Consider the following 24158-nt stretch of genomic DNA (forward strand, 5'->3'; position numbering starts at 1 on the left):
ATTCGCATCCTCATCAGCAGAAGGGGACTGCTCAGAGATATGTGGCTGCTCGACAAATTTTTGAACAAGGCGATCAAGCATGGAAAGCTGATCGTCACCGACCACGATGGCACGCAATACACCTATGGCCCGGGCGGCGAATATGATCCGCTTATCGGAGGGCGCGCTGGCCCAATCCGTATCAAGCTGACCCATAAGAAAGCCGCTAATCACATCGTGCGCTATCCGCAAATGGGCGCGGGCGAGGCGTTCATGTGGGGCTGGCTCGTGGTCGAAGAACCGCACGACATCCGCGACATGATCTTGTTCATCACCATGAATGCAAAGCGCATGGGCGACAATATGCTCAAGGCCAAGGGCCCGCTTCGCAAGGGGCTCCAGCGGGTGAAAGCAGCGATTGACGGCATCAATCTGCGCAGTTCTGCCAGAGCCAATGCCGAACACACCTACAACTTGACGCGCGAGCTTTATGAACGCTTCCTCGACGAAGATCGCCAATACACGATGGCCTATTACCGCGAGGATGATCCGACCAAGACGAGCCTCGAACAGGCGCAGATGGACAAAAAAGCGCACCTTGCCGCCAAGCTTTACATGAAGCGGCCCGAGGACAATGGCGGCAAGCCCATGCGCGTGCTTGATATTGGCTGTGGCTGGGGCGGTTTCGCTCTGTACCTCAACAAGATGTACGATTGCGAAGTGGTGGGCGTCGCGCTCGCGCCCGACCAAGTCGCCTTTTCGAACGAGCGCGCGAAAGAGCTTGGCGTTGATGACAAGGTCAAGTTCGAGCTGTGCGATTACCGCGACGTTGAGGGCGAGTTCGACCGCATCTCCAGCGTCGGGCTGCTCGAGCACGTGGGCACCATCCACTATCCGCAATTCTTCGAGCACACCAACCGGCTGCTCAAGAACAACGGCGTGATGATCTCGCATTGTTGCGGGCGGTCGGGAGCACCGGGTTACACCGATGCCTGGACCCGCAAATATATCTTCCCCGGTGGCTATATCCCTGCCCTCTCCGAGCTCGTGACCGAAAGCGAGAAGTTCGGCTGGCAGGTAACCGATGTCGAAGCCATGCGCTTCCATTACAGTCACACGCTTCAGGAGTGGTACAACCGCACCGTTATGCACCGTGAGGAAATCACGCAGATGTATGACGAGGTGTTCTACCGGATGTGGCTCTTCTATCTTGCCGGGGCCGAACAATCCTTCCGCAATGGGACGATGATCAACTGGCAGCTGCAATATGTGAAGGACCGCGAGGCGATACCGATGACGCGCGAATATATGGAAGCCGAAAGCGCAAGGCTTCGCGAAATCGGCGAGATCCCCAGCTGGCGCTTTGATCCGGGGCTGAAAGAGGCGGCGGAATAACTCACTCGGCGGCTTTGGAAGGCCTGTAAATCGGCCCAAATCCCAGCAGCGCTGCGCCCACGAACGGCGCTGCGACCACCCATATCCGAAGGCCCGTGATGCCTTCAGGGCTCGCAATTGTGATGCCAGCGGTGCAGCCAAGGCCGATGCAGATCAGCAATACACCCGCTACTACCCGCGCGCGCGGCACAGTTCGCCCGCCTCTGATCGGGGTGAAGGTGCGTTCGTGCCGGGCAAAGATGCCGATCAGGGGCAATGTCGCAAGGATATAGATCGCCAACCAAAGCGGCCTTGTCGCCCACCATTCAGCCGTGCCCGGCACGCTGTCGAGGCCGACTCCGCCAAGCGCGATCCATACAAATGTCATCACCAGCACAAAGGCAGTGAGGTGCCACAGGAAAACGGTCATGATCATACCGTTCATCAACACGGTCGCTGTCCAGAGCCGGACGTTGTCGAGCATTCGCCTGCCCAGCGGCTCCAACGCCAGCACCAGCCCCACCTGCACCACGCCCAGCGCCAGAAGGGCGAAAGTCGGCGGGAGCGAATTTGAAAATCCGTCGGGCGCTGACACCATGGAGACGGGATAGAAGCCATAGACGGTGACAGAGACGAGCACAGCGAGCCCGACGATGAACCAAGCTGCCGCAAACGCGGGACTTCTGAACCGCCCTTCCTGCCAAGCGAAACCCAATTGGTGGATCGCGAGGAACACCCAAAGGAAATTGGTGAAGCTGATATAGGGTACGCCATAGGCGAAGCGCAGGTAATCAACCCCCAGAACCAGCGGAAAGTAAACCGCGAAGCTCGCCCAGCCAAACCGCTTCCACGCGCGCATCGCAAGCGGTGTGCAGGCCGTTACCAAGAGGTACACCGCAAGGAACCAGACCGGGATAAGCGCCGCTTCGGTCGCCATACGAATCTGATCGCGCGGGAAACCCACTTGCGTCAGCACAACGGCGATGACTGCCCAGACGAGCAGCACCGGAAAAGTAGGCGCAATCAAGCGCTGAACTCGCGCGGCGAGCCAATCGCGGTAGACGCCTGTCTGTCCGGGGGAGGCTTTTCGCAACGTCCCTTGCCAGCTGACCGCATTGGAATATCCGCCAACGAGGAAAAACACCGGCATTACCTGAAACGCCCAAGTCAGCCAGTGTGTCCACTGCGAAATTTCGATCAAGTCGCCGCGTTGCAGCGCGCCTGCCTCATCGACATAAAGCCCGGCCATCAACCAATGGCCGAACACCACCGCAAGAATGGAGATCGCGCGCAGAAGATCGACCCAGCGATTGCGCTCCGGCGGTGTCATGTCCGCCATTTCGCGCGCTTTGTTCCACATAGCGGTCCTCAATTTACTTTCTTCACAGAGTTGCGATGTCCCATATTCAGCTCAGGTCAATTGCGAACTTTATCTCATCACTTACGGCTGACCTGCGCCCACCCCCCTGCGGGTGACGGGCACAAGCTTGCGATCGCCGTCGCGTATCTGAATATGCGTGTGGTCGGTGATGCCGGGATAAATCCGCTGAATGCCTTGCGTGTTGCCAATGGCCGTTTTGCCAGCTTCGACAGAGCTACCAACGGTGATGCCGGGCAACGGCTTCACATAAAGGACTTTTGTCTCAAAACCGCTGTCGATCAGGTTCTTGATCACGATAGCTTTCAGATCGCCGTTTCTTTCTTTGTCGGAGTAGCAATCGGTTATGCGGTCGATCCGGCCTGTGACAGGGCTGGTGATCAATGTTCCCGGCAGCGCTGCAAAGTCGACACCTGCATGCCGGCGATGTCTGCCGCGCGAGGCACCAAAGGCACCATTGCCCCAGCCATCTTGCCCGCGCACCTGAGCGCCGGGAAAGGGTGCAGAGATTTCATAATTGACTGGCTGACCCGGCCAGATAGGACGATCACGGTAGGCGACAGCGGCCTCCATGAACTTTGTAATGGTAGAAAGCTTGAGATCATCATCGGTCAGGAGCGCTTCAAAAAACTCCATGACCTGTGGCTCGTAATCGGGCTCAACCTGAGATGGCACGCCATCCCCGTCTGTGAGGACAAATCCCTCTTCGGAGGACCACTGTCCACCAATCGCGCACTCATCGTCTGGTGGCAAATCCTTGGTACGCTCTTCCAGTTCGGTCGCGCTGATTTCACCCTGATCATATTTGCGCTGCCATTTCTTGCGTTCAGAATTAACCCCGCAGGCGGTAGCAAAAAAGAAATTGAACTCGGTCTTGACGTTACGCCAAAACTGTTCTGCTTCCCTATCGGTGTTCGCTTTCAGGACCGTGAGGCCTGTATCAATTTCGCGCTTGGCGTTGGTTAGAAGATCATCAGCTGCCTCAAGCGCATCACCGATAACCTCGCCAGCCGCCTCAACACCGTCCTTTGCCGCCTCGAAGGTATTCTCAACAATCTTTCCCGGTGCCTTGAGGTCGCCCTTCACGTCGGCCTCGACGTGGACGATCTTGACCTTGGGTATCTTGACCTCAGGAAGCTTGGGTTTGGATATTTTGACCTTCGGCAGACGAATCTTTGGACGCTTGATCTTAATCTTGAATGGCATTGGTCCCCACTGAATTTGCAGGACATTCTTGTTTGAGATGCGGTCGCTCATGTCAATAGAGCGATGCGTCAAAGCTTTTATTGTGGCTTGCAAATCCATTGGCGCATTGCGCAAGGCGCGCCGCATTGCTAGCCGCCCGTCAGGATTAAAAATTGGGAAAATAAGCCTGTGTCCAACGTGAAGAAAGTTGTCCTTGCCTATTCCGGCGGCCTCGACACCTCTGTCATCGCCAAATGGCTGAGCGTGGAGCGCGGGCTTGAGGTCGTGACCTTCACCGCCGACCTTGGCCAAGGCGAAGAGATCGAGCCTGCTCGCGACAAGGCCCGCAATATGGGCATACCCGACGAGCACATCTTTATCGAAGACCTTCGCGAAGAGTTCGTGCGCGATTTCGTATTCCCGATGATGCGCGCCAATGCGCGATATGAAGGCGACTATCTGCTCGGCACCTCGATTGCGCGCCCGCTTATCTCCAAGCGCTTGGTCGAGATTGCGCACGAAACGGGTGCTGACGCGATCGCTCACGGCGCGACGGGCAAAGGCAATGACCAAGTGCGCTTTGAGCTTTCCGCCTATGCGCTTGACCCGTCGATCCAAGTCATTGCCCCTTGGCGTGAGTGGGATCTGACCTCCCGCACCGCTCTTATTGCATGGGCCGAAGCGCACCAGATCAAGGTCCCAACCGACAAGCGCGGTGAGAGCCCGTTTTCGACCGATGCGAACCTCCTCCACACCTCGTCCGAAGGAAAAGTACTCGAAGATCCGTGGGAAGAGACGCCCGATTACGTCTATTCGCGCACCGATCACCCTGAAAATGCGCCCGATACCCCGGAATATATCGAAATCGGCTTTGAGCGCGGCGATGGCGTGTCCTTGAACGGCGAGGCGATGTCGCCGGCAACGCTGCTCACTGCTCTCAATGAGCTGGGCCGCAAACATGGCATTGGCCGCCTCGACCTCGTTGAAAACCGCTTTGTCGGGATGAAGTCGCGCGGGATGTATGAGACACCGGGCGGCGAGATTTACGCCGTCGCACACCGCGGTATCGAACAGATCACTCTGGACCGAGGCGCAGCGCACCTCAAAGACGAGTTGATGCCCAAATACGCTGAGCTCATCTACAACGGCTTCTGGTTCGCGCCAGAGCGCGAGATGTTGCAGGCAGCCATCGACCTCTCTCAGGAGAAGGTCACCGGGACCGTGCGCGTACGCCTCTACAAAGGGCTTGCCAGCGTTGTTGGCCGCAAATCGCCGCACTCGCTCTATTCCGAGGCGCACGTCACTTTTGAAGACGATGCAGGCGCTTACGATCAGCATGACGCGGAAGGTTTCATCAAATTGAACGCCCTTCGTCTGAAGCTGCTCGCGCAAAGGGATCGATAGACGCAAGCGGTATTTTTACGCAGTTCGGTCGGCGGGTTCGCTCTGATCCGGAGCAGCTTTGCCGAGTCGAACTCAGCCTGTGTCGCAGGCGCGCAATTTCGCAAAAGTGTCACTATTAGAAAATAACCAAGCGGCACTCCCAAAAGCCGCATCGGTTCCCGCTTGCACCAAGTAAAAGCGACGAGCCGTTGAGTTGTCCACCGCTCTCCACAAGTGATCTTGGGAAAAGTGGATAAGTCGCTCTTGCCAGCCTTGCGAAAAGCGGAATCGAGGCGCACTTTCAACTTGTCTTCGGGACGAGAAAGCTCTGGAAAAAAGAACCGCAAGGAACTGATTTCACGAGGTTTTTCTCAAAACAAAGACACGGTGGCTGCTGTCCACGCTGGTCTTGAGAGATGGAGTGCACAAAGCTCACGCCAAGTGCAAGTCAGATCGTTTGAAAGACAAGCGAAGCAAAGCAACCGTTCATGGCCGTCATAATGGCTGGCAATAGCTGTAGGAAAGAGCGCTTGCACGCGAGTGGGAGCAATCGGAACGACCAGCGTTTGACTTGCCAGATATCAGGTGACGGTCTCGGCGATGCCCAACGGCAGGCTGGACGCGAGAGTGGTGGCTTTGGCCACGACAGGAGCGAAGGCAAGGCACAAGGCAAAGCCGGATGCCGGCGCGAGCGTCGGTGGAAGGACCGCGAAGCAAAGCGGCACCGAAAGACGCTGATCCTGCAAGGGTGATGCGAGAGACGGAGCAGCTGGACGCGGGCGATACACCGGGTGCCAAGTGCGCTCTGGTACACAACGCAGGAGGGGAGGCTTGCCCAAACCGAATGCGGACATGAACCAAGCGACCACGCGCAGGTGAGAGTGGGGTCGGCAGCAATGCCGGCCCCATTTGCTTTTGCGACCCTCCTGCTTGCGCCCTCCTGTTTGCGCCCCTCCGGCTTGCGACCCTCCCTTCACCACCATCGCTCCACCTCTGCAATCGCACCGATCATCGTTAACCTGCCCTGATTTCGCGCCGGGTAGCTGCCCTGAGTTGGCGCTTTTGCCCGCCATCGTGTATGCCTCGCCGCACAAACGCGGTGTGATGGGAGAGCAAACTGTGACCAATCCTGCACTCAAGGCTGCACGCCTGGCCTTTGCTGGCGCGGTGTGCCTTGCCTCCTCCCTTGCCTCTCTTGGCGCCTCAGCCGCGAGCGACACTGACGATGCGCGCACTGAACTCTCTGCCAGCTTCCCTGCCCCGACCAGCTCAGCATCGGACTTCACCGACGAGTTTGAGAGCCTGCTTGAGCCGGTCACCACCACCTCCCCTGCGCAAAGCATCGACATCCCCGCTCACGCGGTTGACCTCAGCACTTTTGAGCCCCCGCGCCCTCCTGTACCCAGCGTGGTTCAGGATCTTGGCACAGGGGTCGCATCATTTTATGGCCGCCGTTTTCATGGCCGCCTTACCGCCAATGGGGAGCGGTTCGATATGAACGCCATGACCGCCGCGCATAAGACGCTGCCGTTTGGCACCCTCGTGCGCGTTACCAATCCGCGCAATGGTCGCTCGGTCGTAGTTCGCATCAATGATCGCGGACCCTTTGTTAAAGGGCGCACCATCGACGTATCCCGCGCCGCCGCGAAAGAGCTTGGCATGATTGCGCGCGGTCATGCCCGGGTTGAGCTTGATATTATCGAGTAGGGGGTCGCTAAAACCGCCTGTCACCGTGTTCGTTTGAGACACTTGAGACACTGTCCAGACACTCAAAATCCTCTTCGTCCATATCGTCGGCGTAATACGCCTCCATATCCTCTTTCAGCTCGGCGATGAGGGCGTCCATATCGGTCTCCCTTTCGGGGAGTAGCGCCAGCTCCGCCACCTCAAAGTCAAAGCCGTCCGCTGCAACGGCGACGCTGTGTGTCTTCTCCAACCGGTCAAGCCGCCCAAGATGCGCAAGCAACAGCCGCGCATCATAGCGCGTTCGCGTGGCGACTTCCTCCCCGTGGTAAAAGACGCTTTCCTGCGTGCCATTCAGCGCGCGGTCGGCAAGCACCTCTTCCACCACAGAGCGCGCATGAAGCAGCGCCGCGTCCCAAAGCTTGCGAAAGGTAGGACAAGCCCGCCGCATCCGATAAGCAGTCGCCCGCGCCACCCCCACAGCCTTCGCCGCGCTGCGCACATTGCCCCACTCGGCCAGAGTGGTGAGAAACTTCGCCTGAAGCGCACGCGGGAAAGCGCGGGTGGAAACGGGAGTATTGGTTGCAAGGTTTGCTGTGTTGGCGAGATCGGTCATGGGAAGGCTCCGGGGTTCAAATCAGGGGGCGTTAACGCCGGTGCTAACCGCCGCAAGGCCGACTGGCCGTCGCGCCTAATGGCGCGGAAAGCCAAGCGGACGGATGTCCGCGCCGGCGCTTGAGGCAAAACAAAAACGCGGGGAGATGGCCCATTTAGGCGAGATTGGTGGTGTAGGAAAATGGGCTAGCGGTCACCCCCAACCCGTCACCCCGGCGTAGGCCGGGGTCTAGAGCAGCCAAGCGCAATCAGACCAAAGAAGCTGGATCCCGGCCTACGCCGGGATGACGGGGTTGCATTTTGAAGAGCCGAACCACCCGACCCGTTCGTCCTGAGCCTGTCGAAGGACGCGCGCGAGCCCGAAGGACAGCACCCAACCCAAGCCCACCCCCAACCCCTCCCGCTTGCGGGAGGGTAGCGAGACTTCGCAAGCCTCTAGGCGAGCGCTAGTCGCAGCGGGATGGGTGACAAGGTTTGTGAACTCAAGTACTCACTGTTCCATCCGTATCGCATGACGGCCGAGACCTAGTTTGGGCCATCAATAGCAGTGACGCGATCAATATCGAATTCACAAGAGTTTTTTACAACGTGAAAACCCGCGCGATACTGCTTCATAGCTTTGTCTTTAGCTTTCCTGACGAATGTGTCGAATCTCGGGTACTTCGAACATACGATAAGAAACCCTATATTCTGCTTCAGCAGAGGGGTGACCTCCGGGTGGTCAACGCTTGCAAACAGTTGATCGCACGCATGCGAGACATCGGAGCCTTTTAATTCGATCATTACGGAATGATCATCTTTCCGCGAAACTAGATTGTCACATCGAATACCCTCGGTGACCAAGCAACCATCAATTTCCGAGACCTCAAAATCTACGCGCTCTTCATTTCTGAAAACTGCCTTTCTCTTGTTTTGCTCCACCTTAACTCGGCTATGCGTCACGGTTTCAGTACACATCAGATCTGAGACTCCAACATCAAGAGAGATGAGTACTGGCGCGAAATGTCCTCGGATATTTGATCTAAATAGCTGCCATCGATCAGGCCGTCGTCATCCAAAATATCCAGCATCTCTCCGTCTGCTAACGCGTAGGCTCCTACTTCCTGACTTTCCAGCCAACACTCCCTCGGCACAACCTCGTTGATCTTGTTGTTTACCTTTTTGCGTCGAGCAAGCTGACCAGCTTTAATAAAGACATTGATTTTGCTCATAATGTAGGGACTATGAGTCGTTAGTATTACCGATCTGTTTGAACGCTCCGATGTTAGAGAGCTGATAATGTACTCCATCAAAAGACTTTGTGCGGAGGGGAAGAGGTGAGCTTCAGGTTCCTCAATATATATGAGCTCTCGCGACCTTGAGCGATCACCTCGCGCCGACGAGCGGAGGACGTCGAGCTGAGAAAAATACTCGAGCATCGACCACATGGGCAATAGCTCTTGCTGGCCGCTCGAAAGTGCGGTGAATGGAATCTTTCGCCCACCGCTTGCCTCGACAAATTCGAATTCGTTTTCCTCTTTCAACACCCCTCCGAAGACCCGCTCTTGAAACTCGTCTCTTCGGTTCGATACATCTTCGGGCAAGGGTCTTCTCATCCGAAGTCTCATTATCGAATTCCGATCACGAAGACTTGCGTAGAGCTTTGCAAAGCGAAGAGTTACTGGATCAAGATGGCCACTGCCTTCAAATCCAGCCACAAAGCGTCCTAAGCTGGTGAAAAACGCACGTCCCGCCGGAATGAACACTTGAGAAGACACATAGTCTTCGCCGAGTTTCTTAGCGATCCTAGCTCCCAATTCGTCTCGAACACGATATGTTGTTTCGATGCTACGATCGTAAGCGCTATCGTCATCGAGACTGAGCTTTTTTGCGGCCTCAAATTCACGCTTGCTTCGGTTGAATTGCTTAGAAAACCAGTCAGAAAAGCTAACGGTCACTTCATCGCTAAGTTGTCCGCCAGACCGACGCCTCAGAATGCGTGCGGTAAAGTCCCCGGCTGTGTAAGTAATATTGAAGCGTTTGTTGCCCCAGGCCGATGGGGGAAACCACTTAACAAATGACTTGCTAATTGATTTTTTGAAAAGTTCCTCCGAGTCACCACGTTCTGCAAATTCATAATGCTGCGAGAGTATATCGACAAAAAAATAGAAAAGCTTGGTTGTTACGCTCTTACCGCTTCCTTGCGGGCCGACGATAATAGTCACCGGCGAGGTTTCGAACTCTAAATATTCGATACATGAGAATTGGCTAACAGTGAGATAGGGCATAAATACCTCGATTGATCACAACCCAAGAAGTTCAGGCGGAGCATGCGTGCTAGATTATCAAGGAATGCTACCGCAACCAATCTTTTCCAACCCTACCCCGCCCCCACCTTCGCCCGCTCCAACATCGGCCGCAAGTACTGCCCCGTAAAGCTCCGCTCAACCTGCGCCACCTCTTCCGGTGTCCCGCTCGCCACCAACTCACCACCGCGCACGCCGCCATCTGGGCCCAAGTCCAGAATATGGTCTGCGGTTTTGATCACGTCCAGATTGTGCTCAATCACAACGACCGAATTGCCTTGTTCGACAAGGCGGTGGAGCACTTCCAGAAGCTTCCTCACATCCTCAAAATGCAGGCCCGTGGTGGGCTCATCAAGGATATAGAGCGTCTGGCCCGTCGAACGCTTGGCCAATTCCTTGGCCAGCTTCACGCGCTGCGCCTCTCCCCCCGATAGCGTGGTGGCCTGTTGGCCGACTTTCACATAGCCAAGCCCCACCTCGCACAGCATTTGCATCTTGTCGCGGATGGGGGGGACGGCTTTGAAGAATTCGGCGGCATCCTCAATCGTCATGTCGAGCACGTCTGCGATGGAGAAGCCTTTGAACTTCACCTCCAATGTTTCGCGATTATAACGCTTTCCGCCGCATTCCTCGCACGTCACGTAAACGTCGGGGAGGAAGTGCATCTCAATCTTGCGCACGCCGTCGCCCTGACACGCTTCGCACCGGCCGCCTTTGACGTTGAAGGAGAAGCGGCCCGGTTTGTACCCGCGCGCCTGGGATTCCGGGAGGCCGGCGAACCAGTCGCGGATCTGGGTGAAGGCGCCGGTGTATGTTGCGGGGTTGGAACGCGGGGTGCGGCCGATGGGCGATTGATCGATCTCGATCACCTTGTCGCAATGTTCGAGGCCGGTGACCTTGTCGTGCTTGCCAGCGATAACGCGCGCGCCGTTCAATGTGCGCGCCGCGGCGGCGTAGAGCGTGTCGATGGTGAAGGACGACTTGCCCGAACCCGATACGCCGGTGATGCAGGTAAACGTGCCAAGCGGGATGGAGGCGGTGACGTTCTGAAGATTGTTCGCCTGCGCCCCGTGGACGGTGAGTTCAAGGCCATTGCCCTTGCGCCGCTGTGACGGGACGGCGATTTCGCGCCTGCCGGTCAGGTAATCGGCGGTAAGCGACTTCTTCGACTTCATGATCTGTTTAAGAGTGCCCTGCGCCACGACTTCGCCGCCGCGCACCCCTGCGCCCGGGCCAAGGTCAACGATATGGTCGGCGGTGCGGATGGCGTCTTCGTCATGTTCGACCACGATCACCGTATTGCCCAGATCGCGCAGGCGTTTGAGCGTTTCGAGCAGCCGGTCATTGTCGCGTTGGTGGAGGCCGATGGATGGTTCATCCAGCACATAGAGCACGCCGCTGAGGCCGCTGCCGATCTGGCTGGCGAGGCGGATACGCTGGCTCTCCCCACCCGAAAGCGTGCCGCTGGTGCGGTCGAGGTTGAGGTAGTCGAGCCCGACATTGTCGAGGAAGCCCAGCCGTTCATTGATCTCTTTAAGGATGGGCCGGGCGATCTGCTGTTGCTGATCTGTCAGATGTTCGTCGAGGTCAAGGAACCACGCCTTCGCATCGGCGACGCTCATCTTGACCGGCTCTGCGATGTCGGTCGGGCCCTTGGCCGACGGTATCTTCACGCTAAGCGATTTTTCATTAAGGCGTTTGCCCCCGCACGCTTCACACGGTTGGGCAGTCTGGAACTTTGACAGCTCCTCCTGCATCCACGCGCTTTCGGTTTGGGCAAGGCGTCGGTTGAGATTGCCGATGACGCCCTCGAACGCTTTGTTGACGGTGTATTCCTTGCGCCCGTCCTTGAACGTCAAAGGCACCGGCATACCGCCCGTGCCGTGCAAGATGATGAGCTGTTGGTCGGGCTCCAGATCGCGCCACGGCGTGTTGATGTCGAAGTCATAGGCCTTCGCAAGGCTGGTCAAAACCTGCATATAATAGGGCGATGGCGGGTTGGACTTCGCCCACGGCGCCACCGCGCCTTGTTTCAAGGTCAGCGCTTCGTTCGGGATGACGAGCTGCGGGTCGAACAACTGCTTTTCACCAATCCCGTCGCAGGTAGGGCACGCGCCTTGAGGGCTGTTGAACGAGAACAGGCGCGGTTCGATCTCTTCGATGGTGAAACCGCTGACGGGGCAGGCGAATTTCTCGGAGAAAACAATGCGGTTGGCGGGGATGCCCGCCCCCTTCATCGCTCCTCCAGACGCATCCTCACCCTCACGCCCCGGCACAACGCCATCAGCAAGGTCCACATAGGCCAGCCCCTCAGCCAGTTTCAGCGCTGTCTCAAACGAATCCGCCAGCCGCGTTTGCAGGCCGTCTTTGACCGCGATCCGGTCAACCACCACCTCGATGTCATGCTTGAACTTTTTATCGAGCGCGGGCGCTTCCTCGATCGGGTAAAGCTCCCCATCGATACGCACGCGGGTAAAGCCCGCCTTCTGCCATTCGGCCAGCTCTTTGCGATATTCGCCCTTGCGGCCCCGCACGACAGGCGCGAGCAAATAGGCACGCGTCCCCTCTGGCAATTCCATCACCCGGTCGACCATTTGCGAAACGGACTGCGCGCTAATCGGCTCACCCGTAGCTGGCGAATAGGGCACGCCCACCCTCGCCCACAAAAGCCGCATATAGTCGTAAATCTCAGTCACCGTTGCGACGGTTGAGCGCGGGTTGCGACTGGTCGTCTTCTGCTCAATCGAGATCGCAGGAGAAAGCCCGTCGATATGCTCGACATCGGGCTTTTGCATCATCTCAAGGAATTGGCGCGCATAAGCCGACAAGCTCTCAACATAGCGGCGCTGCCCCTCGGCATAGATTGTATCGAAGGCGAGCGAAGACTTGCCCGAGCCAGACAGGCCCGTCACCACGATCAGAGCATCGCGCGGCAGATCAATATCGACGCCTTTAAGATTGTGCTCCCGGGCACCACGAACAGAGATTTTTGTAAGAGACATTGCGCATCCAGATGGTGACGGTTGGCCGTCGTGTCCAGTGAGAACGTCAGGCCGGGCAACACAGTTCCTTGTTCTCTATACGTTCTTCAATTTCAAGCCAAGGTCAAGCCGTGGATCGGCGTAACGGCCAGCAATTTGATTTTTCCGGGCGCCAGCGCCAGGCGCAAGCAGCACTTACCGCTCAGCTTTCTACAAATTGTAGTGACGAGCAATCAAAGTGACGCGCGGACCTTGCTCTTTGTACACCTTGACCCGCCAATGCGATGCAAGTTAAGCACCGAAAAATACGAAATTTTTTAATCAGGTCCGACTTTTGAGCATTATTCCCGATATTCCCAAACCACAGATCGCGCCAAATCGCAGTGGTGAGATTGATATATTCGCATCGCAATTTTTCGGACCGGACGAAATCATTTACGGCGTCGGCGATTTTATTCGCCTCTATTCATCAGACAATCGCATCATATCCGAAATTCGCGTGGACGGCACGGTATGGGCGGCATCGACCTCACACGTGTCCTCGGCATTTTCCGGCTTTAACGTCCAAAACTATGTCATCAACGGAAGTGTGGTGGCCGAAGCCGATGTGGCAAATGCAGAACATGGTCAGGCCAACGCTTATGCCGTATCGAACAGCGCGCTTGGGCAGTCGGTCACGAACAATGGCACAATCTACGCCTTTACCACAGGCGGTCTGGCGCAAGCGATCAGCCACTATGGCCCCGATGTCCGGATCATCAATACCGGGCTAATCGCCGCCGAAACAGGAGACGGGACAGAGGCTGCGGCCAGTCAGGCGCTCGGCATATTCATGGCCAATGGCGGCTTCCTGCACAATCAGGCTGGCGGCCAGATTCTGGCAGAAGGTACAAATGCCACGGCCATCATCATTTCCGGAAACCTTGATCCACAATTTCCACTCGATGCGCCCAGCATCATCAATGACAGCACAATTCAGGCAGTTTCACTGAACGGCGAACTGTCCGTTGGTATTCTGGCGGCAAACCTGTTCACACGCCCGCTCGTTATTCAGAACAACGGTTTGATCGATGCCGATGTTGCCATCCGCACCGGATCGCTGACATTGCCGGCAACCCCGTCCGATGTGGTGGTCCGCAATTCTGCAAGTGGGATCATTCGCGGCGATATCGAAGGTGATCTGGGCGGCGAAACAGTGATCAATGCCGGATTGATCGAAGGCAATCTGCTTCTGGGCGAAGGCAATGACATCGTCGACAATCGCGATGGTGAACTTGTCGGCTGGGTTGCGCTCGATTGGGGCAGCGACCTGTTCGAGGGCGGAGCGGGCGCAGAATTTGTCGATGGTGGACGAATGTCCGACCTGCTTTTTGGCGGGGGCGGCAATGACCTCTTGCTGGGCGGTATGGGCGCAGACACCCTCGACGGGGGAAGCGACAATGACGGGCTTTATGGCGATTATGGCGATGACATTCTTGTCCTTGCTGGCGCTGATTTTGCCAGCGGTGGCCAGGGCGATGACGTGTTCGAACTTTCAGATCTGGCTTTTGCCCTGATTGACGGGGGCGATGGAGTGGACACGGCCAGGATCTCCGGCCCGGGGGTCACGCTTGACCTTGCAGCGTTTATGACAAGCGCGCGAGTGAGTTCCATCGAAGTGATTGATCTTGGCACGTCGGGCAGCGCAGCGATTTTGGCGCAGGACGCAAATGCCTCACTCGACGGCCTGTTGATCAAGGGTGGGCAAGGATCGTCTCTGGCTTTGGCTGGCACCTGGAGCGAGGCGGGACCAACATTTGTTCAAGGCGAGAGCTATACGATCTGGCAGGCTGGCGATGTGGCTGTTCTGGTCGCCGATGCAATCGAGGTTCAGAGCGTGTCCGAAATGCCCGTTGATACGCGCGGGCTTGATGCCATTGCTTCGGGGGAAGCTGCTCCGACACTTGCCGATGAACCCTCTTTCGCCTTGGCTGATCCGCTGTGGCTTGATGCAAGTTACGGCGTCACCGAAAGCATTACTATCGGCGAATATGAGACATGGCGCTCCGACGGCAGCGGCGCGGTGATGAGCGCCTTCGCGCGCGATGCGAGTGTCACCAACTCCGGCGTTCTTGAGACGCTTGCTGGCGGACGGGCGGTGTCTGTCGATATTCTCACCGCGTTCGTCAACGAAGGCACGATCCAGGCAATTGATCCGAGGGCGAATGGCTATTCGGCGGCTTTTGCCGCGAACCAGACCGTCCCCTTCTTCAACAGCGGGACCGTCTATGCCGAAGCCGGTGGCTTTGCCGAAGCCGCTTTTATCTATGCCCGCGCCCAAGATGGCGAACGTATATTCGAGAACACCGGTACAATTGCGGCGGTTTCAAGCAACGGTGAAGCGACAGGCGCGCATCTGATCCTGACAGGCGGAGACAACCTCAATGCAGGAGAGATCCTCGCAACAGGTGCCACGCGCGCGACCGCTGTCTTCATTTCAGAAGACGGCCATTTCATAAACACTGGCACGATTGAGGCGATCCAGACTGAGGGCGATTTCTCGCGCAATTCAGCGGGGCTTTTCGTTACCTCCGTTTCGTGGAGGTCCTCGATCACCAACTCTGGCCTCATCAAAGGCGAGGTTGCCATTCGCGCCGATAATTCTTTCCCGGATTACTTTGGAACGCTGGAGATCACCAACGAGGCCGGCGGGCGCATCGAAGGGGACATAATCTTCTCGCAAACCGATTCCCCGTATAGCGATACCGACGATACTATCGTCAATTGGGGCACCATAATTGGGGATGTCTCGCTTGGTGGCGGCAACGATGTGTTCGATTCTGGCGCGGGCAGTTTTGTCGGCGACATCGATGCAGGATCAGGCGCAGATCGGATTTACGCGGGTGCTGGCAATCATGGCATCGACGGCGGCTCCAATATCGATACTGCTGTCTTTGGCGGCAACCGAGCTGATTACACGATCACCCAGACCGCGTTCGGCGTGTTCGAAGTCGTCGGCGCAGATGGCACGGACACTCTGACCGCGGTCGAATTCGCGCAGTTTGACGATGAGACGCTGCGGCTGCGACCCGGAGAGGGCGTGGCGGTCAATTTCGAATCTGCCGACCCAAGCACCTATCAGGATGCAATGCAGGCAATCCTTGATTTTGATGGCAATGCACTGGGCGGTGATGGCGCTTGGCTGCGCATTGGCGAGGCGGATGTGAACGGTGATGGCGACATCGACCAGATCCTCGTCAATGATGCGATTGGCCGCTTTGCGACCGTGGGGACGGCGCCGGACGGCCTTGTCTATTTCAACGACAATGGCTGGGCAGGCGAAACGCGTGTGGCTGGTATCTACATCGACCCGCTGGTGCAAATGGGCATGGTTGAGCAAGGCAGCCCGTTCGACAGCCAGCAGCGTTTTCAAAATGATCTTCTGATTGAAAACATCAATCGCGTGCTGGGCGCGGATGATTACGATGGCGACGGCCTGCAAGAGGTGTACTTCGCGCTCACCGATGGCACCGCATACTTACGCGCGATCATGGAGTTCGATGGCAACATTCGCTACGCCAACTATCAGGACGAGCAAGGCGTGATCGACTATCTGACCGCCAACGGCTTTGGCGAAGAGACGTATGGCACATGGTTTGGGGGCGCAGGATCAAATGGAGAAAGCGCGATGGCGGCAATGCCAGTTGCAGCGATGGCTCCGATGGATTTGTTTCAGGCCGAGGTGTTCGGCTAGCAGAGCCCTTTAGCCCCCGCCAAAACTTGCGATAATACGCGCGATGACTTCTCCCGAAGGAAGCTTGTCGCGAACAATGCCCGCGATTTTGAACAAACGCTCACCAAGCGAGATAATGTTCTCGGCATCTTTTGCGCCCTCGCCCGCTTTTTTGAGCGTTCCGCCCATCTTTCGGAAAGCGTTGCGGCTGGTTTCGCTTGCAGCGACGCGCGCCGGATCGTCTTCTGGCGCATCGGGTGCAACCAGGGCGTTGCTCGCCTCGATCACGGACTGTGCAAGCGCGGTGGTCTGGCCGGTGGTGCGAAGGGCCTCAGCAATCAGGTCGAGCATTTCGCGAGTGAGCGGCGTGCCTGTTTGTCCCAGCTTACCGTGCCAGAGCTCGGCAAGTTTCGGGCTGAACTCTGCGATCATTTTGAGCGCTTCGACCAGGGGAAGATAAGCGTCGCGCTGCTTTTCGGAAAGCTGCGGGTTCAAGCTGTCACCGCTTTCGCGCTCATCGACCTGACGGATGATTTCCCTCGCCCTCAAGATAAAGAGGCGCGGTCGCAGCGCCTCGACATCCTCTCCCACAGCCTCTTTTAGAAGCCGGGTCGGCTCTTCCATGTCCTTGGCATTGGTCTGGGCCGCGGTCGCGAGAAGTGCAATTTCGATCAGGCGCAGGATTTCGCTATGGTTGTCACGCTCATCGGGATCGCCTTGGAGGCCGTTGGGAAGCGTCTCTTCATCAAGCTCGCTGCGCCCCTCCTCGTCGAGCGAAAAGGTAAAAGCGCGCGGGTTTTGCCGGAGTTCTTCGTCCGTGGGCGCGGTGATGCGCAAAGCATCGACAAACTCGGTTATCTCGGCATTGACTACGGCGGGTTCGCGGGACCACCAGTTGTCGTCCTGTTCGACGATCCAGCGATAGAATTTCCCGTCCGCTTCGTTGTCGAAATCAGCGAAGGCGTGCGGGAGGCCCTCGATGCGGCCATAGTACCACTCGCGCCAGATTTGGAAGTTATAACCTGGAAGGGACAGCCATTTGCGAGCGTTGTCCCATTCCTTGCGCCAGCAAGCTGGCGCAGGAGGGTTAAGCCAAAGTCGAGCACGCGACAGATCCGCAAACGTAGGGTGCTCTTCGAGAAAGCGGCAATCTGCCTCGATCGCCTCGAACAGCGTTGGCGTGATCGCTTGAGAGGTGTTTACGGAGGCCTTCGCTGCCTGAATGACATTAGCGGCAGTTGAAGCACCGAAGGCAACAATCGAGTTAGCGGCAAGTGATGCTACTTTGGCCGCGGTTTTCCAAGCAGCTGTTACCGCCAATGACCTATCCCAATGAGGCCGCCATTTTGCCTTCTCTTCTTCACCGAAAGTTTCCGAGACTTTCCACTCATATGATTGTTGAAGTGCGAACGCATCGTTTGCCTTCGAGAAAATAGAACCAGCGGCGAATTGAGCTGTCTCGACGGCATCTTTTTCCCGTCGCTCGAATGCCCAAAAGGAAATTGCAAAAGCCTTGAATGTTAGCAGAGGCATTAATGGGTCAACGCGCTCGCCAGGCACTGGCCGCTGGATGGCTACAACAGGCAAGGCCCGCAAAGCACAACGCAAAGTTATCACCTGAGCCCATTCCTGCGGCTTATCCTCAAGCCACTCCCTAAGCTCTTCCTCTGAACTAATCTCTACCGCCATCCCCCATCTATCCCCGCGCTGTCCGGCAATAGCAAGCACCGCTTTGGCGCGGGCTTGCTTCTGTTGCCCGGACGGGACGAATCAATCCTTCCCAGCACTCCGAAACCGCGCCGGTTCAGGCTTCTTGACGGGCTCGCTCGCGCCCATTGCATCCATTGACAACGCATTAAATCAAGAAATCGTCCCTGTCTCAAACACCTGAACCCACTCATCTTTTTAGCTCTAAAGCACCCCCCTACAGGAATTCTTAAGTGTCGCCTTTGTGCAATTTGCGCGAACACAATGGCTCTCTTTGGCAAGTTGTTGCTGATGAGGCTCTTCGGGTCGCAACGAAAGCCTTTCAAAGGCGCAAATGAGTTATTGAGATGCGGCGCTCCTAACCCGCCGCGCCGGGCTGGTGTGTTATTGCTAGTGAGAAGGTTCGTCGCTGCACCCGGCGCCCCTGTCTTGCAATTAAAGCAGTGCGCGTCAGTCCGGCATCCCCCCTCCCTCCAAAAATCTGCGCATCAGCGGCATGGTCACAACTGGAGGCCCTGCATTAAAGGTTTGAACGCAAGTGTTCGCTTACGGGACACCCTTGCGCTTACCGCTCCCCTTACCAAACCAGCCGCGCTACGCGCATTGGCGCGCAATGACTTTGATCGCTAAACTTCGGGCCAGGATGCCATTTGCACGACGCACCCCTGAGGTGATCTGTCTGCCTTATGAAACGCGCCGTGATGATCGCGACGACGCAGCGCTCTTCGACGCATCTGCCTTTGGCGAGAAGCCCGTTGAAGAGGCGGTGTTCGAGGAGATACGCGGGCCGGAAGTCTCCGTCTTCAAGAAAACAAAGCGCACGCAAAAAAGCGACGCAAATGAAGCGTTGCGTTTTGACAGGCCGATTTTCCTTGCCGAGCGCGCGCCTGATCCGCTGGCAAGCGCCCCGGCTCAATCGAGCCCGGACCGGGCCGAGAAGGCGCATCACGCCCCAAAGACAAAATCAGCGCCATCGCCCAAGCCTGCTTCCATATCCGCCGCTACACCTGCCAAGTCGGGCTGGTCGCCAAGCGCGCGTTTGATGGCGCTGCTTGCGATTATTGCTGTGCCAGCGGTCGCCGCTGCCCCTCAAAAAATTGGCCAGCTTCCCGGCGATGCGCCAACCGAAGCCGAAATGGTGAGCGCAAAGCTTCGCGAGGAGCTGGCGCGCAATCCTGCGATGCCGTTTGAAAAGCCGGGGATGAGCTTTCCGGGCTCTGCTTTCTTCTTTCTCGCCGATCCACCGTCCGATGCCCTGATCGCGCTGCCTACCACCGATGCTCTGCTGCCCGAAACAGGCGAGGCGGGCCACGAGCTTGGACAAGTGATTGACGCAGGGCCCGGCGCAAATCCGTTCTTCACCACTGGCGGCACCGATCATATGCGCGCCAGCAACTGTCTTGCGCAGGCGATCTGGTACGAAGCGGCCAGCGAAAGCGAAGCGGGCAAGCGCGCAGTTGCGCAAGTGGTCCTCAACCGCGTTGCCCATCCCGGCTGGCCAGGCAGCGTGTGCGGCGTTGTCTATCAAGGATCAAACCGCAGCACCGGGTGCCAGTTCACCTTCACCTGTGACGGAAGCCTCAAACGACCTGCAAAGGGTCGTTCATGGGACGAGGCACAGCGGATCGCCAATGAAGCGCTGAGCGGTAAGGTTTACGCGCCCATCGGCCATGCGACGCATTACCACACGCTTTGGGTAAACCCGTATTGGGCCTCCAGCCTCGATCATGTCGGCACGATTGGCGCACATCGCTTTTACCGCAATCGCGGCGCTGGCGGGAAAAAGGGCGCGTTTACGCAGCGGTATGCAGGGATAGAACCGGGAGTGAACGCCCGCGTGACCGCTGCGCCGTTAAGCGAAATCGCTCCTGACCCGATGGTGCGCGATGCAGCCATGGCTTTGCCAGCGCCAAGTGCGCGACACACCCCATCGGGCAATGCAGCGGGTGGCTACCAAATTCCAGCCGTGCCAGCCCAAGCCGTCGCAGGCCCCGGCGCCGTGCGCACCGACCCGCACGTCTCTGGCGTGGGTCAGGTGCGCGAGGATTATTCACGCGCGGGGCAATGGAAAAGCGATGCAGCGCGCAAGGCCTTGCTCAAAGAGAAAGAAAAACGCGCCAATACGCCGCCACAGGGCAGCTCAGAACCTTAAGCGGCGGGCAACAGGGTTAATGCGCTCTAAACCCTAGTTTCACACAAAGCCTTTAAGGGCCCTCCCCTATTGCGGTGTTCCACACAGCAACGCCGTGCAGCACACATCGCCGCTTTACGGGTTTGCCAAAATTTGGAACCTGAGCCCCCATGTCGATCCATTTTGCCGCAGCCAAAACCACCGGATTTACCCCGGCAAGCGCCGCATCAGCGAAGAAAATCCTCGCCGCGAGCCAAGGCAATGTTGCCAATGACAATGGCGACAAGCGTGAGACAGCCGACCGTGTCCTGCGCGCAGCTTTGTGCCATTTTGCCGAGCATGGCCTTGGCGCAGCAAGGGTCGCACGCGCACAGGCTCAAAAAGCATTTTTCGATGGCGACCGTGAGACTTACGACTGGTGGCTGGGCATCACAAGGACGCTGGACCGTCGCCTTGCCGAGAGCGTTTCCAAACCTGCACCGGACGCAGAGGAAAAAGCGCCGAAGCTCAAAAAATAGGGGCCAAGCGCCCGAAATCTCCGGCGATTTATACTTGCCAAAGGGTTAATAGGCGTTGACAAAATTTTACCGGTGAGCCAGCGTTTTGCGCATGGCGACACGGGTAGAGCTAAACAATCCCGCTGACCTGTATGATGATCAGGCTCGGTTGTGGGACACTAAGGAGCAAGGCGTTGAGGCGTCTTCGTTCCTTTTGCGCGATGCAGGAGACAATGAGGGCGGCACTATGCCCTCTCATACAATCTCCCGGATCACGCCCAATGGCGTTGAAACGCTGCCCATTTGCCACCCGGACAGAGTGCGGCCCGAATTCAACTTTGCCAAGGGGTGGAAACATCTCAGAATCCTTGTGAAAGACAAGGACCGCACCGATGAACTATTTGGCGTGCTTGATTCCCTGCCATGGCGCGATGTGAACAACGAAGCGGCTGCTTTTCTTGCCACCGATCATGGTCGCCGGATATTCCAGTCTGAACCCTATCTTCCAGATATTCTCGACAATCACGAAGAGCTTCGCAAAATGCCCAAAGGCAGCTTTGCCGACGCCTACTGCAACTTTATGGAAGCCGAAGGCCTGACGGCAGCAGGCCTGATCGAAGAGGCGAACGTTTATCGCAAGGATAATGTGATTCTTGAAGACGGTATTGAGTGGTACAATAATCGACTGCGCGACACTCACGATATTTTACACGTGTTGACGGGGTATGGCCGCGATACCCTCGGTGAGCAGTGCCTTCTGGCCTTCCTTTTTGATCAGCGACCAAGCCCCGGGCACCTGTTCCTCGGTTGGCTGGGTACGCTTCTGATGAAAGCTAAAATCAAAACCAAGGCGCCGGTTCTTCGCGCCTTTTTGCAGGCACGCAGTCACGGACGCCTGACACAGCGTATCGTTGAACAACCAATTCTTGAGCTTTTGCCTCTGCCACTCGAAGAAGTGCGGCGCAGGCTCAACGTTCGCGAGCCGACAACCTATCTCCAAGCGCTTGAGACTTGGCGCAAAGAGCGCATTGACCCTCACGCACTTCTGGGTGCTGGCTAGCCGCTCTACTGGCTCCGACTGCGTTCCAGGTTGGCCGGACTGGTGTACTTTGCCATCCTATAGGCATTTATCCCTATAATTCACGGTCTATTGCGTAGAGGCGGTGTTAACCACTCTGACACTCCTGCGTGCTAGGAAAAAATCTGGATTAGCAGCAGGACGAAACTCATTTCAAAGCTCATGCATCTTTTGTCTGGCCGTCAGAGAGAGGACGCGGTTGACCAAGAGGTCCGAAGGGCTCTGGTCAAGTCGCTTTATTCGAGCCCTACAAACCTCGTTATAGGCGCGGTTACGACAGTGAGCGCGGCATCGGTTGCTGCGTGGGTATCTGCGCTTGATGGACTATGGATCGCTGCCCTTGCGCTCACGCTGATTGCAAGCGTGCGCATCATCGCCTCCCTTGGCCTGTCGCCCGACGATAACAACAGTTCGACCACAAAACTTGAACTGACTTACGAAATCGGGGCATTCAGCTTCGCATTGGCTCTCGGAATAACAGCAGCTTACACGATCCTTGCTGGCGCTCCTGCGCAAGTTGAAGTGCTGATGGTTGCCAATGCCCTTGGCTACGGAATTGGAGTCAGCGCACGCAATGCAGGCCGCCCGACAATCGCAATCGGGCAATTGGCCTTTTCCTGCTTGCCGATTGCCGCTGCATCGTTGTGGACAATGACCATCGGTTATGTTGCGCTTGGTGTTACAATTCTGCTCCTGATTCCTGCACAAACCGTTATTACCCGCCAGATCTTCAGCGAAATTCGCGATTCCATCGCTTCGGCCAACACCAATGCGCGCCTTGCAGAAAGGATGGAAATACAAGCCCGCACTGACGTTGTGACCGGGCTTGCCAACCGCGCAGGCCTCAATCACGCTCTTGCCAACGCCATTGAGAACCACGACCAGCAATCCAAGATTGCATTGATCTGGATCGACCTTGACCGGTTCAAGGAAGTGAACGACCTGCTTGGTCACCCGGTCGGCGACAAGGTGCTAAAAGGGATTGCAGAACGGTTGCAGAATGTCACCCCCGACGGCAGCACGGTTGCACGTTTCGGGGGCGATGAATTCATCGTCCTGTGCCCGATCGACAATCTCAAGCACGCCGAACTGATCGCCAGCGAAATCCATTGCGAGATCATGTGCCCGATGCGCATCGATGGCGAGCTTCTGGATATTCGCGCCTCGCTTGGCGTGGCACTTGCACCTGATGATGCAGCTGATGCCGACCAGTTGATGCAGGCCGCGGACCTTGCGCTTTATCATGCCAAGGTGGGTGGGCGCGCGCAGACGTGTTTTTACGAACCCTCGATGAGCCGCGACCTTGTTCGTCGCCGCGAGATTGAGGCTGAGCTGCGTCAGGCCATCCTTCGCGATGAACTGTCGATCTTCTTCCAGCCGATTGTGGACCTTGAAACAGGGCGGATCAAAACCTTCGAGGCGCTGGTGCGCTGGTTCCACCCGGAAAAAGGGGAATTGCGCCCTGACGAATTCATCCCGGTGGCCGAGGAAACCGGGGTTATCGTCACGCTTGGCAATTGGATCACGGTACAAGCGGCGCGCATCGCCGCAACTTGGCCCGATGATGTGACAGTGGCCGTCAACCTCTCTCCCTTGCAGATCCGCGCACCGGGCGCTGCCTTGGGGATCAAGAACGCGCTTCGTGAAGCGGGCCTTCCTGCGCACCGCCTTGAGCTTGAGGTGACAGAGAGCCTGTTTATCGAAGACAACCACGCAACGGCCGCATTTATCGACGAGCTTTCGGCGATGGGCGTGCGCTTTGCGCTCGATGATTTTGGCACAGGCTATTCTTCCTTGAGCTACATCAACTCCTTCCCCTTCTCCAAGATCAAGGTTGATCGCAGCTTTGTCTCCGGCGCCCAAGCCGGGCAAAAGAGCGATGCGATCATTCAAGCGGTCGCCAAGATGGGCAATACGCTGGGCATGGATATTGTCGCAGAGGGCCTTGAGACAGCCGAGCAGGTGACAGCCGTGCGCGAGGCGGGTTGCAACCTTGGCCAAGGCTATCATTTCAGCCGCGCCGTGCCGGACTATCTGGCCGCCATGCTGCTGTCGCAAGAGCGCGGCGAAGACAAGCTGCGCGCAAGGGCCTGACGCTTACGCCCTCCTCTAAATGCGAGCTATTGCAAAGGTTAGGTGTTTGCGCATAGGCTTATTGCAATTGCAAACT

General features: G+C 57.1%; 14 protein-coding genes. 8 read left to right on the forward strand and 6 right to left on the reverse strand.

Annotated elements, in window-relative coordinates:
* Nucleotides 1–39: 39 nt before the first annotated feature.
* The gene (locus INR77_RS11550) at nt 40–1374 is read left to right on the forward strand and encodes a cyclopropane-fatty-acyl-phospholipid synthase family protein (protein WP_223071192.1); all 1335 of its coding nucleotides are present in this window, start codon (nt 40–42) and stop codon (nt 1372–1374) included.
* A 1-nt stretch (nt 1375) separates the two neighbouring features.
* Here the strand turns inward: INR77_RS11550 and INR77_RS11555 are convergent, their stop codons facing one another.
* Both INR77_RS11555 and INR77_RS11560 read right to left on the reverse strand, forming a co-directional pair.
* Nucleotides 1376–2713 carry an acyltransferase gene (locus tag INR77_RS11555; protein WP_223071193.1) on the reverse strand — a complete coding sequence of 446 codons (1338 nt, stop codon included), beginning with the start codon at nt 2711–2713 and terminating at the stop codon, nt 1376–1378.
* Nucleotides 2714–2794: 81 nt separating this feature from the next.
* Nucleotides 2795–3937, reverse strand: a complete 1143-nt coding sequence (locus INR77_RS11560) for a hypothetical protein (protein WP_223071194.1) — start codon at nt 3935–3937, stop codon at nt 2795–2797.
* Nucleotides 3938–4105: 168 nt separating this feature from the next.
* On the opposite strand from INR77_RS11560, the gene INR77_RS11565 reads away from it, so the two are divergent.
* Complete coding sequence (locus INR77_RS11565) at nt 4106–5320, forward strand: argininosuccinate synthase (RefSeq protein ID WP_223071195.1); 1215 nt, start codon at nt 4106–4108, stop codon at nt 5318–5320.
* Between the two features lie 1098 nt (nt 5321–6418).
* On the forward strand, nt 6419–7006 hold the full coding sequence (locus INR77_RS11570) for a septal ring lytic transglycosylase RlpA family protein (protein ID WP_255573761.1): 588 nt from the start codon (nt 6419–6421) through the stop codon (nt 7004–7006).
* Nucleotides 7007–7013: 7 nt separating this feature from the next.
* Here INR77_RS11570 and INR77_RS11575 read toward each other — a convergent pair whose 3' ends face one another.
* The 3 genes from INR77_RS11575 to uvrA all read right to left on the reverse strand — a co-directional run bounded on the left by INR77_RS11575 (nt 7014) and on the right by uvrA (nt 12884).
* Entirely contained in the window at nt 7014–7598 is a 585-nt protein-coding gene (locus INR77_RS11575) for a hypothetical protein (RefSeq protein ID WP_223071197.1), read from the reverse strand.
* Nucleotides 7599–8553: 955 nt separating this feature from the next.
* The gene (locus INR77_RS11580) at nt 8554–9864 is read right to left on the reverse strand and encodes an AAA family ATPase (RefSeq protein WP_223071198.1); all 1311 of its coding nucleotides are present in this window, start codon (nt 9862–9864) and stop codon (nt 8554–8556) included.
* 92 nt (nt 9865–9956) lie between these two features.
* The gene (gene uvrA, locus INR77_RS11585; RefSeq protein WP_223071199.1) at nt 9957–12884 is read right to left on the reverse strand and encodes an excinuclease ABC subunit UvrA; all 2928 of its coding nucleotides are present in this window, start codon (nt 12882–12884) and stop codon (nt 9957–9959) included.
* Between the two features lie 313 nt (nt 12885–13197).
* Between uvrA and INR77_RS11590 the strand changes: the two genes are divergently transcribed.
* Entirely contained in the window at nt 13198–16596 is a 3399-nt protein-coding gene (locus INR77_RS11590; protein WP_223071200.1) for a hypothetical protein, read from the forward strand.
* A 9-nt stretch (nt 16597–16605) separates the two neighbouring features.
* Here the strand turns inward: INR77_RS11590 and INR77_RS11595 are convergent, their stop codons facing one another.
* Entirely contained in the window at nt 16606–17895 is a 1290-nt protein-coding gene (locus INR77_RS11595) for a hypothetical protein (RefSeq protein WP_223071201.1), read from the reverse strand.
* Between the two features lie 1030 nt (nt 17896–18925).
* Here INR77_RS11595 and INR77_RS11600 point away from each other — a divergent pair.
* The 4 genes from INR77_RS11600 (at nt 18926) to INR77_RS11615 (ending at nt 24082) form a co-directional block, all read left to right on the forward strand.
* The gene (locus tag INR77_RS11600; protein WP_255573763.1) at nt 18926–20434 is read left to right on the forward strand and encodes a cell wall hydrolase; all 1509 of its coding nucleotides are present in this window, start codon (nt 18926–18928) and stop codon (nt 20432–20434) included.
* A gap of 149 nt (nt 20435–20583) precedes the next feature.
* Nucleotides 20584–20931, forward strand: coding sequence for a hypothetical protein (locus INR77_RS11605; RefSeq protein ID WP_223071202.1), 348 nt, complete (start codon nt 20584–20586; stop codon nt 20929–20931).
* Nucleotides 20932–21022: 91 nt separating this feature from the next.
* Nucleotides 21023–21970, forward strand: a complete 948-nt coding sequence (locus INR77_RS11610; protein ID WP_223071203.1) for a Coq4 family protein — start codon at nt 21023–21025, stop codon at nt 21968–21970.
* A gap of 297 nt (nt 21971–22267) precedes the next feature.
* Complete coding sequence (locus INR77_RS11615; protein WP_255573764.1) at nt 22268–24082, forward strand: bifunctional diguanylate cyclase/phosphodiesterase; 1815 nt, start codon at nt 22268–22270, stop codon at nt 24080–24082.
* Nucleotides 24083–24158 lie beyond the last annotated feature (76 nt).

The organism is Erythrobacter sp. SCSIO 43205 (assembly GCF_019904235.1).
Classification (GTDB): Bacteria; Pseudomonadota; Alphaproteobacteria; order Sphingomonadales; family Sphingomonadaceae; genus Erythrobacter.

Coding starts and splice junctions, on each gene's coding strand:
- INR77_RS11550 (WP_223071192.1), top strand. CDS start 40: ATGTGGCTGCTCGACAAATTTTTGAACAAGGCGATCAAGCATGGAAAG.
- INR77_RS11555 (WP_223071193.1), bottom strand. CDS start 2,713: ATGTGGAACAAAGCGCGCGAAATGGCGGACATGACACCGCCGGAGCGC.
- INR77_RS11560 (WP_223071194.1), bottom strand. CDS start 3,937: ATGCCATTCAAGATTAAGATCAAGCGTCCAAAGATTCGTCTGCCGAAG.
- INR77_RS11575 (WP_223071197.1), bottom strand. CDS start 7,598: ATGACCGATCTCGCCAACACAGCAAACCTTGCAACCAATACTCCCGTT.
- INR77_RS11580 (WP_223071198.1), bottom strand. CDS start 9,864: ATGCCCTATCTCACTGTTAGCCAATTCTCATGTATCGAATATTTAGAG.
- uvrA (WP_223071199.1), bottom strand. CDS start 12,884: ATGTCTCTTACAAAAATCTCTGTTCGTGGTGCCCGGGAGCACAATCTT.
- INR77_RS11600 (WP_255573763.1), top strand. CDS start 18,926: ATGCCATTTGCACGACGCACCCCTGAGGTGATCTGTCTGCCTTATGAA.
- INR77_RS11605 (WP_223071202.1), top strand. CDS start 20,584: ATGTCGATCCATTTTGCCGCAGCCAAAACCACCGGATTTACCCCGGCA.
- INR77_RS11610 (WP_223071203.1), top strand. CDS start 21,023: ATGGCGACACGGGTAGAGCTAAACAATCCCGCTGACCTGTATGATGAT.